Consider the following 12009-nt stretch of genomic DNA (forward strand, 5'->3'; position numbering starts at 1 on the left):
ACGGCGGGCAGGAGCGAAGCGACCGGGGAATCGACTGCACCGGTCCGCTCGACGGCATTCGCGTCATCGAGGTCGGCACCCTGATCTCCGGGCCGTTCGCCGGCCGGCTGCTGGGTGACATGGGCGCCGACGTCGTCAAGATCGAGCCACCCGGCGCCCCCGACCCCCTGCGCACCTGGGGTCAAGCCGAACTCGACGGACACCACTTCTTCTGGACGATCCACGCCCGCAACAAGAAGGCCGTCACGCTCAACCTGCGGGAGCCGAAGGGCCGCGACCTCTTCCTCGACCTGGTCGAGCGCTCCGACGTCATCGTCGAGAACTTCCGTCCCGGCACCCTGGAGAAGTGGAACCTGGGATACGACGTCCTGCGAGAACGCAATCGCGGCATCATCCTGGTCCGCGTCTCCGGCTACGGGCAGACCGGGCCGGACTCCCACAAGGCCGGTTACGCCTCCGTCGCCGAGGCCGCCAGCGGGCTGCGGCACATGAACGGCTTCCCCGGTGGCCCTCCCCCGCGACTGGCACTGTCCCTCGGCGACAGCCTGGCGGGAATGTTCGCCGCGCAGGGTGCACTCGCCGCGCTCTACCGGCGCACGGTCACGGGAGAGGGCCAGGTCGTCGATGCCGCGCTCACTGAATCATGCCTGGCGGTACAGGAATCCACGATTCCGGACTACGACGTCGGCGGCGTGGTTCGCGGGCCGTCCGGTACCCGCCTCGAGGGCATCGCGCCGTCCAACATCTACCCGACGGCGGACGGCAGTTGGGTGGTCATCGCCGCCAATCAGGACACCGTCTTCCGGCGGCTCTGCGCGGCGATGGATCGACCCGAGTTGGCCGCCGACGAGCGCTTCGCCAACCACGTCGCCCGCGGCCGCAACCAGGACGCGATCGACGCGGTCATCGCCGCGTGGGCCGCGCAACGACAACCCGCCGACGTCATCGCCACCCTCAGCGAGGCCGGGGTCATCAGCGGGCCCATCAACACCGTTGCCGAGGTCGTCACCGATCCGCAGCTGGTGTCCCGGGGGATGATCGCCGACCATTGGGACGAGAGGATCGGACGCCACGTGAAGGGCCCGGGGGTGGTGCCGGTGCTGTCGGAGTCACCGGGAACCATCCGTCACGGCGGTTCGCTCGCACCCGGTCAGCACAACACCGAGGTGTACGGCGACCTGCTGGGCCGCTCCGCCGAGGAACTCGAGGCGCTCCGAAAGGAGGGGATCCTGTGACGGTCGCAATTCCTCGGCACGTGACCATCCGCGAGGTGAGCCTCCGCGACGGTCTGCAGATCGAGGCGCCAATTCCCCTGTCCGCCAAGATCGCACTGTTGGAGGCCGTCGTCGCCACCGGCGTGAAGGAGGTCGAGGCGACTGCCTTCGTGTCGCCGTCCAAGGTGCCTGCCCTTGCCGACGCCGCCGCGCTGGCCGCGGAGCTTCCGCGCTTCCGGGAGTCCCATGGGGTCGAATTCTCCGCACTGGTCGCCGGACCGGGTGGGGCGGGTCGCGCCGTGGCCGCCGGCATGGGCTCGATCGAGTACGTGGTATCCGCCGCGGATGGACACAGCCGTGCCAACGTCGGCCGTTCGACGGCCGAGTCCACCGACTTGATCGCGGACATCGCCCGCATCGCTCACGACGGCGGTGCGACCATCGAGGTCATCATCGCAACGGCCTGGGACTGTCCGTTCGACGGGCCGACCGACCCCAGTCGCGTCGTCGACGTCGCCGCCGCGGCCGCAGAGGTCGGCGCCGACCGAATCGCGATCGCCGACACGATCGGCACCACCACGCCGCGACGGGTGACCGCGCTCGTCGAACTCCTCCGGCCGATCGTCGACGACCTACCCTTCGGCGCTCACTTCCACAACACCCGCGGCGCCGGACTCGCCAGCGCATACGCCGCCGTCCTCGCCGGCATCCGGCGGCTCGACGCGTCGGCCGGTGGGCTCGGCGGCTGCCCGTTCGCCCCCGGCGCGAGTGGCAACATCGCCACCGAGGACCTCGTCTACCTGTTGCGCGACAGCGACATCGGCACCGACGTGGACCTGCCCGCCGCCATCCGAGCCGCGGACGTCGCCCGTGCCGCCGTGGGACACGACCTGCCGAGCGCCTTGTTGCGCGCCGGTGACCGGATCCTGAGCTGAGTGCGCCCGTGCCCGCCGCCTCGTTGACCGCCAAGGGCCGTCAAACCCGGGACGCCATCGAGTCCGCGGCTCGGAAGTTGTTCGCCGAGCGCGGGTTCCACGGCACGACGCTGGCCGACATCACGTCGACCGCCGGAAAGTCGTCGGCGGCGTTCTACCGCTACTACGCGGACAAGGAAGACCTGCTGTACTCGCTGGCGGAGTCGTTCTTGCACGACGTGGTGATGCCGTCGAGTCTGACCGTGAGTCTGCCCGAGTCACCGCAGGACACCGCGTTCTTCACCGCGGTCGTGACGGGCTACTGGAACATGTTCTCGCAGAACATCGGAATCATGATCGCCGTGAACCAGCTCGCCGACACCCGCCCGCGGTTCGCCGACGTCCAGAACGAATTTCGCCGATTCGGCATCGACATGGTGGCCGCGACGGTGCACCGGGCCCGTGAACAGGGCTACGCCGACGACGTCGACCCCCTGCTCACCGGCGCGGCGATAGCGCTGTTGTTCGAGAACTTCACGGTCGTGTCGCTGCGGCCATCCGGGCTGGGCTTGAACGTCGGCGACGTCGACGCCATCACGACGCTGTCGACCATCTGGCGCAAGACTCTCTACGGAAACTGAGGAGCCATCACCGTGGATTTCGCCCTACCCGAACACCTTCCCGGCCTCCTGGCCGAGATGGACGCCTTCATCGACGCCGAGATCAAACCCCTGGAGGCCGAACACCAACAGTACTTCGACCGGCGACGCGAGTACGCCCGCACCGACTGGGAGAACGGCGGCACACCGCAACGCGCGTGGGAGGACCTCCTCGACGAAATGCGTCGCCGGGCCGACGCCGCGGGCTGGCTGCGGTACGGGTTGCCGTCGAGGTTCGGCGGCCGCGACGGCACCAATCTCGACATGGCCGTCATCCGAGAACACCTCGCGCACAGGGGTCTCGGCCTGCACAACGACCTGCAGGACGAGTCGTCGATCGTCGGCAACTTCCCGCAGGTGATCATGATGGACCGCTTCGGCACCGACGAGCAGAAGAAGGAGTGGGGTGAAGCCCTGCTCACGGGCGAACGATCGATGGCGTTCGGGCTCTCCGAACCCGATCACGGCTCCGATGCCACCTGGCTCGAGACGACCGCCGTGGCCGACGGCGACGACTGGGTGATCAACGGCACCAAGCGGTGGAACACGGGCGTGCACCGCGCCACCCACGACCTCGTCTTCGCCAGGACGTCGGGGCAGGCCGGGTCCGCGACCGGCATCACCGCGTTCCTGGTGCCGTGCGACTCACCCGGATTCAGCGTGCCGTTCTACTGGTGGACGTTCAACATGCCGACCGATCACGGCGAGGTCGAACTCGCCGACGTCCGGGTGCCCTCGAGTGCGGTGCTCGGCGAGGTCGACCACGGGCTGGAGGTGGGTCAGACGTTCCTGCACGAGAACAGGATTCGTCAAGCGGCCAGCAGCCTGGGCGCAGCCCAGTACTGCATCGACCGGGCGGCTCGGTATGCCTCGGAGCGGGTGGTGTTCGGCAAACCGCTCTCGGTGAACCAGGCGGTGCAGTGGCCACTGGTGGAGTTGCAGACCGAAGCGCAGATGGTGCGATTGCTGGTCTACTACGCCGCCTGGCATCTCGACCGCAACCACCACATGGAGGTCAGCGACAAGGTGTCGATGGCCAATTACCGCGCAAATCGACTGGTCTGCGAGGCCGCCGACCGAGCCATGCAGATCCACGGCGGGCTCGGCTACAGCCGGCACGAGCCGTTCGAGCACATCTACCGCCACCACCGCCGGTACCGGATCACCGAGGGGGCCGAGGAGATTCAGATCCGCCGGGTGGCGCAACGGATGTTCAAGTTCGGCCGGTCGTGAATCCCGACGAGCTCGCACCCGCGCTGGCCGCTGTGTTGGCGCCCTCGTTGGGTACCGTCACCGTCGCCGGGTTGCGCGTCCTCACCGGTGGCGCCAGCCGGGCCACGTGGGCGTTCACGGCCGACACGGACACCGGACCCCGAGAGCTCATCCTGCGCATCGGGCCGCCGGACGAGATTCACGCCGGCATGCGGTTGGAGGCAGCCGCCCTGACGCGGGCCGCCGCCGCGGGCGCGCCGGTACCGCATGTCTTGGTCGCCGAGGATTCGTCTGCGACCCTTGGCAACCCGTTCCTGGTGTGCGACTTCGTCGAGGGCGAGACCATCGTGCGACGCATCCACCGAGCCCTGGACGACGCGTCGCGGGCCACGCTTCTGCAAGAGTGCGCCGAGGCGCTGGCGGCGATTCACCGGGCGGATCCGGCGGGCATCGGGCTCGAGGAGTCCGACCAGGTCGAGGCGTGGCACGGGCAACTCGACGAAATGGCCGACACCACCGCCACGTTCGAATGGGCGTTTCGCTGGCTGGCGACCCACCGCCCTCCCGCGTCGCCGAAGGTGTTGGTGCACGGCGACTTCCGGATGGGCAACCTGATAGTCGCCGTCGACGAACAACCGGCGCGGCTCGCCGCGGTCCTCGACTGGGAGCTGACGCACGGCGGCGAGGTGTACGAGGACCTGGCGTGGTTCTGCATCCGCGCCTGGCGGTTCGGCGCGCCTCGGTCACTCGGAGCGGGCGGCCTCGGCGGCGTCGACGAGTTCCTCGGCGCCTATGAACACGCCTCCGGCAGTGCGCTGGACCGGTCGGCCATGCACTGGTGGCTGGTGCTGTCGACGCTGCGGTGGGGCGTGATCTGCCGCTATCAAGCCGAGCGTCACCTGTCGGGGCAGACGCGGTCGGTGGAACTGGCCGCCATCGGCCGGCGCGTCTGCGAGACGGAGTACGACCTCCTCGAGCTACTGGAGTCGGCGTCGTGAACTCCGTCCACGGCAGACCCACGGCCGCCGAACTCGTCGCCGCCGTAGCCGAATTCCTCGAGGGTGAGGTGAAGGAGGCGACGTCCGGCGCGGTGAACTTCCACGCGCGCGTCGCCGCCAACGCATTGCGCACCGTCGAGCGCGAACTGCTCTCCGAGACGGCGGGGCCGGCGCTTCTCGGCTTCGACGACGAACGGGCCCTCGCCGCGGCCATCCGCGCCGGCGACCTCGACGACCGGGCCGCCGAGGTGGCCGAGACCCTGCGCCTGCTGGTCGCCCGCCGCCTCGCGGTCTCACACCCCGGCTATGACGCAGAGTAGACGCTCAGCGGCGACGCACCCGGGCGAGCCAGGCGGGCTCCTCCACGACCGTCCCGACCGGCAGGTCAAGGGATTTCGACTGTGCCGCGCCGACGACGCCGCGGTAGGTCGTGACCTCGAGCGTCTCGAGGTTCCACCCCGCGATGAAGGCCGTCCGAATGGTGTCCTCGCCAACCGACGGGCCGAATCCCCGACCCTCATCGGAGAGGGCCAGGAGATGCAGCACGCCACCGGGGCGAATCACGGCGTGCAGGCTTGCGACGTAGCGAGCACGGTCGGTGTCGTCGCCGAAGACGTGGAACAGCGCGCTGTCCAGGACGGTGTCGTAACGAGCGGCCTGGTCGGCCTCGAGGCCCAGGGAGAGGGCGTCGCGCACCTCGAACCGCGCGTCGACCCCCTTGGCCACCGCGTTGGCCCTGGCTTGCGCGACGGCGTTCGGCGCGAAGTCGACGCCGAGCACGTCGTAGCCGAGGGACGAGAGCAGGATGGTGTGCTCCCCGAGCCCGCACCCCACGTCGAGCACCGTGCCCCGGATCGCACCGCTCTTCTCGAGTGCGACGACGGCAGCCTGCGGTTCACCGATGACCCAAGGCGGAGTGCCGGATTGGTAGGCCTCGTCGAATGCGTTCCTCGCTGGTGTGGTCATGGTTCCAGTCTGCAACCTGAACCAATGTCGAGGTCAACCCCCCGAAGGAGATGCCCGTGAACGCCGAACTCAGCCGCGCCGTGGCCGACCGACTCTTTGCCGCGATCGAGGCCGGCGATCAGGACGCCGTCGCCCGCATGTGGTCGCCCGGCATCGCGGTGTGGCACACCGGCGACGAGGCCGACCTCGACCGGGACCGAGCCCTCAAGGTCATCCGGTGGTTCATCAGGAGCACCACGGCGCGGAGCTACGAGATCCTCGACCGCCGGTACTTCGACGGGGGTTTCGTACAACAGCACGTGCTGCGCGCCTCCGGCGCCGACGGGGCCTCGATCGCCATGCGCGTCTGCATCGTCATCTCGATCGACGCCGACGGGTCGATCGTCAGGATCGACGAGTACTTCGACCCCGCCGACCTCACACCGCTGCTGACCTGACCTGGATCACGCGATCCTCGACCCCGGAGCGATCCACGTCTGCACCTGCGGCGTGAGCCGATGAGGAAGTGCGCCCGCGCGGGTGCACGTGCGGAGAACGACCTCGGGCGCCTCGGCTTCGAACACGCCGTAGAGCGCGTCGTCGGCGGGCACCGACAACGTGATCAGCAGTCGGACCGGGGTCGCCTCCACCGACATCGCCTCTGCGGTCGACTCCAACAGCGACGTCAAGCCACCCACGGCCTTCTCCGTCAGCTCGGTCCGATACCACTCGGCGAGGAAGCAAGCCACCTCAGCTCCTTTCGTCCGCGGCTGGACCGCGGTCGTCGACGTTCATGACACGGATCAACTCGACACGGGTGCGAATGCCGAGTTTGCGATAGGCCCGACCGAGGTTGCACTCCACCGTCTTCGGACTGATGAAGAGGGCGGCCGCGACCTCCTTGTTCGTCATACCGGTGGCGGCCAGTTCCGCGACGCGCCGCTCGCCGGGGGTCAATCCCAGGTCGCGTCCCTTCAGCTGGCCGGTCCGTGCCAGTTCGGCGGCGGCCCGGTCGGCCCAGATCGGTGCGCCCACGCCGGCGAAGGTGGCGAGCGCCTGCTCGAGAGTTGCCCGCGCAGCCTGCCTCTGGCGCATCCGGCGTTGCAGCTGGCCGAGGAACAGCTGCGTTCGCGCGCGTTCGAACGGAGCGGCAAGGCGTTCGTGCGCCGCCAGGGCCAGCAGCGCCATTCGTTGCGCGCCGTCGAGATCGCCCCCGGCGGCCAGCAGCATGCTCCGGCACCGCGCGCCAATGGCCGACATCCACGGGTGGTCGAGTCGAGCGCCGCACGACTCCAGCGCTCTCACCAGGTCGTCGGCCGCCTCGAAGGTGTTCGTGCCGATCATCGCCTCGACGGCGTCCGGGATGAACAGGTAGGTGGCGATGTCGGCGTCGACGCCCTGCCGCCAACGGGAAAGCAACGGCTGCAATGCGTTCAACGCCTCGGCATGGTTGCCCAGCGACACCTCGAGGAAACCGAGCACCATCGACGGCCACGTCGTCGTCCATCGCCCGTCGGGTATCGAGGAGTCCGTCAGCGCTTCCTCGATTTCCTTGCGGGCGTCCTGTTCGCGACCCGCATGGGCGGCGGCGAGCGCACCGGGCACCGCGGCGATCATCCGGACGTAGCTGCCGCCGATCTGTTCGGCGCGCAACGCCATGTCTCGTGCGGTATGCGTGGCATCGGCGTAGCGGCCCAGCCAGATGTCGACCATGGCGGCGTGGAATTCGAGTTGGAGCAGGTCGGATTCGTCTCCGCGCGAGGCGCTTCGGGCCATCGCGGCCGCGAGCGCAGGCGCTGCCTCTGTCAGCCGTCCCGTCCACCCCAGCACCAGGGCACCGACGGTGCGCGCGCTGAAGTCGGCCGGGACGAAGGCGTCCCGATCCTCGAGCCGCTCGGCGCGATCAAGCGTCGACTGGTCGACACCGAGTCCCCGGCGACACTGCAACGCGACGTGGACGGTCAGAGCTTGACTCAACAGGTGCGGATCGTCCAACCGTTCGGCGCGGGTCAACGCCTGCATCGCGTGCCGACGCGCGACGTCACCATGGCCGAGCGACGACTGCGCGATGGCGGAACACAGATGCGCCCGCACGCGCAGGCCGGACGTCTTGGGCATCTCCGTCATCGCATCTCGAAGTGTCTTCGCGGCCAAGCCGAAGTCGCCGCGGTGCAGGAGCGTTTCCGCAACGAGCACGAGCGCGACGGCGCGCTGCTCGCCGGCGGGCAGCGCGGCCGCCGCCGCATCCGCCTGCATCCTGGCACGGTCGAGCTCTCCGGCTCGGAGATGATGGCGCGCGGCGGTGAGCCGGCGTGCCGGGGTACCGCCGCCGAGTCCGATGGCCAGCTCGATCAACTCCGCGGCGGCGACGGGGTCCCCCCTGAGGCCGAGGGCCCTAGCCGCGTCGTCGAGACCCAGCAGCGTGTCGGGGTCGGCGTCGACCGAGGACAGCGCCAGGTGCCTCGCCCGGTGTTCGGGTGTCGGACCCAGATCGGCCAGGGCACGGTGCATTCGGCGCCGGTCCGCGGGTGCGGCTTCGCTGTAGACGCCGTACGCCAGCAAGGGATGGGTGAAGCGCACGCGATTCCCCTCTATCGCGACCACTCCGTCCTTCTCGGGTTCCTCCAGCAGAGCGACCAGGTGCTCGACCGTCGTCGACGTCGTCGCCGCCATCGCGTCGACGGTCGGGTCATCCATGCACGCGCCGGCCAAGAGCGCCAGCTTGACCTCGTCGTCGAATCGGTCGATCTGGTGGCCAATGATCTCCTTGAGTGCGGGCGGCAGCACAGCCGTGGCCATGGACGTCGTATCGTTCAGTGCGCGAGCGAGTTCAATGGCATAGAACGGGTTGCCACCGGACACCTCGACGATGCGGCTCATCGTCGGCCGGGAGAAGGAACGGCCCATGCGGTCGGTGACCACCCGCTGCAACCTGCTCGGATCCAGCGGCCGAATGCGCATGCGCGACAGGGTGTCCGGACTGCCAAGCGTCAGCCAGGTGGCCGCCCCGTCGGCCGAGGGAATCTCGGTCAGCAGCAACCCGACCCGTCCCCTCAACCGTCGCGCGGCGAATGCCAGAAGGTCACGGCTCTCGGCGTCGATCCATTGAACGTCGTCGACGGCGACGAGAACCGGGGAGTCGGCGGACAGCTTGTTGAGGATCGCGGTGAAGGCCGCGACGACCGCGCGCCGGTCGTCGAGTGTCCGGCCGCCGGGCACGTGCAGGAGGTGTCGCTCCGCGGCCATCCGTTGCACGTGCGGCAGCGACTTCACCACCTCGGGTTCGACGTCGGCGATCAATTCGGTTGCGATGCCTAGGGCGAACCCCGTGTCGTCCCGGCTGGCCCGTGCCGACAGCACCCGGAAGCCGGCCAGCCGCGCCTCCTCGCATGCGGCGAGCCAGGCCGTCGTCTTGCCGATCCCGACTTCACCCTCGATCAGCAGGGCCGCAGGCCCGCGGGACGCGGATGACAGAAGCGACGACACCTGCCCGACATCGTTGAACCCGTTCACCGACACGCCTTTCGATCGCCGAACGCCGCTGAAGAACCGATGTGGGCCCGGATCCAGCGCCTGGACCGTCATGCCGCCTCCTGATCGCCGGACATCCGGCGTGGTGTAGTCGAAAGGCTAGGAAGGGTGAGGTACCTGCGTCACGCGTAGTGCACTACGTGTTTTCCGGCGAACGTGCGCTCCGCGGGGGTGCACGAACTAGCGTCGCGCCCATGACGGTGGAGACTGACGAGGTACCCGAGACGACCGACTACCTGGTGGTCGGCAGCGGTTTCGGCGGTTCGGTGATGGCGGCGACGCTCGCGACGTCATCGCACCGGGTGTGTTTGCTCGAGCGCGGCAAGGCCTATCCCCCCGGCTCGTTTCCCCGCACACCCGACGGATTCGCCAGGAACTTCTGGGATCCGTCGGCGGGGCTGCACGGCCTGTTCAACGTGTGGTCGTTCAACCACGTCGACGCCATCGTCTCCAGTGGGCTCGGGGGCGGTTCGCTGATCTACGCCAACGTGCTGCTGGAGAAGCCTGCCGGATGGTTCATCCAGCCCCGGCCCGACGGGACCGGCGACGAGGCGTGGTCATTCGGCCACGGCGATCTCGAAGAGCACTACGACGCGGTCAGAGAGGTGCTCCACGTTCAGGAGATGCCCGAGGAGTTCATCGAGAACGAGTCGACGAAGACACGACGCTTCCTCGACGCGTCCGAGGGCGCCGGCGTCCTCGCTCCGTTGGCGGTGCGGTTTCGCGGCACGGACGGCCAGCCCGCCATCGGTGCGCCGCTGCCGCCGGAGCCCTACGGCAGCATCTTCGGCGCGCCACGCCGGACGACCTGCCGGATGATCGGCGAGTGCGACATCGGCTGCAACGAAGGCGCCAAGAGCAGCATGGACCACACCTACCTATCGTTGGCCGCCAACCAGGGCGCGTCGATACACGCGCGCACCGAGGTTCGGACGCTCCGGGTGCTCGAGGGGGCGCCCGACGGTTACCGCTTCGAGGTGAGCTTCGTTCGACATCCCGCGTGGGCCGAGGGCCGGCCGAGGAACACCAAGTCCATCGAGACGCACACGATCAGGGCTAAACGGGTGGTCCTCGCCGCCGGGTCGTTGGGCACGACCTATCTGATGCTCCTGAACCGCGACCACCTCGCCGTCCCGACGAATTCGCCCGTGGGCGAGCGGTTCTGCGACAACGGCGACCACCTCGCCGTCGCAGTGCCGCGGCGCGACACCCAGGACTTCGCGGCGAACGAGGGTCCCGTCATCACCGCCTACCGACGGTTCGAGACGGATCCGGAAACCGAGGGGGCCCAGCCGCCCGTCCGAATGTACCTGCAGGACGGCGGGGTTCCGACGATCATGGTCTGGGTGCTGCAGACCCTTGGCGCACCCGGATTGGTGGGCCGCCTCGTCAAGAAGGGCACCCAGTACTGGTGGCAGCGCATCACGAACACCAACGACGACAACGTCTCCAAGGAGCTCAGCGAGATCCTGGGCGTCTCACCCCCGCTCGCCAGAAGCCTGCCGCTGCTCGGCATGGGCGAAGACGTCGCCAACGGCTCGTTGCACGTGAATTCCAAGAAGATTCTGGTCAATTCGTGGACACCGGCGGATTCCCGCCGCCACTTCAGCGCGATGCGCGTCAGGATCAACGATCTCTCCCGCCGCCTCGGGGGCCAATGGAAGGCCAAGCCCGACGTTCCCACCGAACGCACCGTCACCGTGCATCCGCTGGGTGGCTGCCCTGCCGACACGTCCGAGTTCACCGGCGTCGTCGACTCGTTCGGTCGCGTCCGCGGGGTTCCGGGACTGTGGATCGCGGACGGTTCGGTGATGCCGGGACCGGTGGGGGCCAATCCGTCGCTGACGATCGCCGCGTTCGCCCGGCGCGCCGCAGTCACCTTGCTGACAGAGGACGTTCACGGTCCGCCGTCGGCACCACGACCTCCGCCGACAGCCGGGTGACTACCATCTGACTCGTTGAACGTAGATCTTCCGCAGACCGACGAGAAAGAACTTCACGTAGGTCAGCACCGCCCGGCGTCGCTGCTTCCACGTGCATCCTTCGCCGAACCCACGCATGGTGGTGAGCTGAACGAGGAAGCTTCGCGGTGAGATCCTGATGAATCCGGCAGCGCACCACGGCCGGGCACCGTCGGATCGGACCGACGTCTCCGTCAACGTGACGTGCGCGGTCGTCGAGTCTCGCCACGGATGCCAGCTCGGTTGGAGGTACTTGATGGCGCACATATGGATTCGACGGTCGTCGTTGACGAGATCCGCCTCGTACGTCATCAGACGCGCAGGCTTGCCGTCCGGGTCCGGGCCTGAGGCGAACAACCTGAACGTTCCGTCCTCGGAGAGGAAGCGGCCTCCGACGACCGGGATGACCAGTTCGGCACGCAGCCGGGCAGTCGGTACGGCGCTCGCGACGAAGTCCGCGACGTCCACGATGTCGATCGAGGCGTTCATCGACGCGGCGAAGGCGCTCGTGGCCGCATACCCGGCGACGGGATCGGTGGACTTCAGGGCCACCCGGCCAGTCATCGTCTCCCTGA

The 12009-nt window shown here is 68.7% G+C and carries 12 protein-coding genes; 8 read left to right on the top strand and 4 right to left on the bottom strand.

Features of this window, described 5'->3' with window-relative positions:
• Positions 1 to 29 precede the first annotated feature (29 nt).
• From ABZ195_RS19205 to ABZ195_RS19230, 6 genes are read left to right on the top strand one after another with little or no spacing between them, the layout of a single operon-like run.
• The gene (locus ABZ195_RS19205; RefSeq protein WP_355220680.1) at positions 30 to 1235 is read left to right on the top strand and encodes a CoA transferase; all 1206 of its coding nucleotides are present in this window, start codon (positions 30 to 32) and stop codon (positions 1233 to 1235) included.
• Positions 1232 to 2149 (top strand): hydroxymethylglutaryl-CoA lyase, encoded by a 918-nt coding sequence (locus ABZ195_RS19210; RefSeq protein WP_355220532.1) that lies wholly within the window; start codon positions 1232 to 1234, stop codon positions 2147 to 2149. The genes ABZ195_RS19205 and ABZ195_RS19210 overlap by 4 nt, the downstream gene beginning before the upstream one ends.
• A gap of 8 nt (positions 2150 to 2157) precedes the next feature.
• Positions 2158 to 2769 (top strand): TetR/AcrR family transcriptional regulator, encoded by a 612-nt coding sequence (locus ABZ195_RS19215; protein WP_355220533.1) that lies wholly within the window; start codon positions 2158 to 2160, stop codon positions 2767 to 2769.
• A gap of 12 nt (positions 2770 to 2781) precedes the next feature.
• On the top strand, positions 2782 to 4020 hold the full coding sequence (locus ABZ195_RS19220) for an acyl-CoA dehydrogenase family protein (RefSeq protein ID WP_355220535.1): 1239 nt from the start codon (positions 2782 to 2784) through the stop codon (positions 4018 to 4020).
• On the top strand, positions 4017 to 4997 hold the full coding sequence (locus tag ABZ195_RS19225; RefSeq protein ID WP_355220537.1) for a phosphotransferase family protein: 981 nt from the start codon (positions 4017 to 4019) through the stop codon (positions 4995 to 4997). The genes ABZ195_RS19220 and ABZ195_RS19225 overlap by 4 nt, the downstream gene beginning before the upstream one ends.
• A complete protein-coding gene (locus ABZ195_RS19230; protein WP_355220539.1) occupies positions 4994 to 5317 on the top strand; it encodes a DUF6285 domain-containing protein in 324 nt (107 codons plus the stop codon). The genes ABZ195_RS19225 and ABZ195_RS19230 overlap by 4 nt, the downstream gene beginning before the upstream one ends.
• Positions 5318 to 5321: 4 nt before the next feature.
• Here ABZ195_RS19230 and ABZ195_RS19235 read toward each other — a convergent pair whose 3' ends face one another.
• Complete coding sequence (locus tag ABZ195_RS19235) at positions 5322 to 5963, bottom strand: class I SAM-dependent methyltransferase (protein ID WP_355220541.1); 642 nt, start codon at positions 5961 to 5963, stop codon at positions 5322 to 5324.
• 50 nt (positions 5964 to 6013) lie between these two features.
• On the opposite strand from ABZ195_RS19235, the gene ABZ195_RS19240 reads away from it, so the two are divergent.
• On the top strand, positions 6014 to 6400 hold the full coding sequence (locus ABZ195_RS19240) for a nuclear transport factor 2 family protein (RefSeq protein ID WP_355220543.1): 387 nt from the start codon (positions 6014 to 6016) through the stop codon (positions 6398 to 6400).
• Between the two features lie 6 nt (positions 6401 to 6406).
• Here the strand turns inward: ABZ195_RS19240 and ABZ195_RS19245 are convergent, their stop codons facing one another.
• Positions 6407 to 6691 (bottom strand): hypothetical protein, encoded by a 285-nt coding sequence (locus ABZ195_RS19245; RefSeq protein ID WP_355220544.1) that lies wholly within the window; start codon positions 6689 to 6691, stop codon positions 6407 to 6409.
• A 1-nt stretch (position 6692) separates the two neighbouring features.
• Entirely contained in the window at positions 6693 to 9527 is a 2835-nt protein-coding gene (locus ABZ195_RS19250; protein WP_355220545.1) for an AAA family ATPase, read from the bottom strand.
• A gap of 140 nt (positions 9528 to 9667) precedes the next feature.
• Here ABZ195_RS19250 and ABZ195_RS19255 point away from each other — a divergent pair, with 140 nt between their 5' ends.
• A complete protein-coding gene (locus ABZ195_RS19255; RefSeq protein ID WP_355220547.1) occupies positions 9668 to 11416 on the top strand; it encodes a GMC family oxidoreductase in 1749 nt (582 codons plus the stop codon).
• Here ABZ195_RS19255 and ABZ195_RS19260 read toward each other — a convergent pair whose 3' ends face one another.
• Positions 11417 to 11998 carry a hypothetical protein gene (locus tag ABZ195_RS19260; protein WP_355220549.1) on the bottom strand — a complete coding sequence of 194 codons (582 nt, stop codon included), beginning with the start codon at positions 11996 to 11998 and terminating at the stop codon, positions 11417 to 11419.
• Between the last annotated feature and the right edge of the window lie 11 nt (positions 11999 to 12009).

Source organism: Mycobacterium sp. NPDC006124 (assembly GCF_040614235.1).
In the GTDB taxonomy this organism is placed as follows: Bacteria; Actinomycetota; Actinomycetes; order Mycobacteriales; family Mycobacteriaceae; genus Mycobacterium.

Excerpts from the sequence above, each read along its gene's own strand:
- ABZ195_RS19235 (WP_355220541.1), bottom strand. The coding sequence starts at position 5,963 with ATGACCACACCAGCGAGGAACGCATTCGACGAGGCCTACCAATCCGGC.
- ABZ195_RS19240 (WP_355220543.1), top strand. The coding sequence starts at position 6,014 with ATGCCCGTGAACGCCGAACTCAGCCGCGCCGTGGCCGACCGACTCTTT.
- ABZ195_RS19250 (WP_355220545.1), bottom strand. The coding sequence starts at position 9,527 with ATGACGGTCCAGGCGCTGGATCCGGGCCCACATCGGTTCTTCAGCGGC.
- ABZ195_RS19255 (WP_355220547.1), top strand. The coding sequence starts at position 9,668 with ATGACGGTGGAGACTGACGAGGTACCCGAGACGACCGACTACCTGGTG.
- ABZ195_RS19260 (WP_355220549.1), bottom strand. The coding sequence starts at position 11,998 with ATGACTGGCCGGGTGGCCCTGAAGTCCACCGATCCCGTCGCCGGGTAT.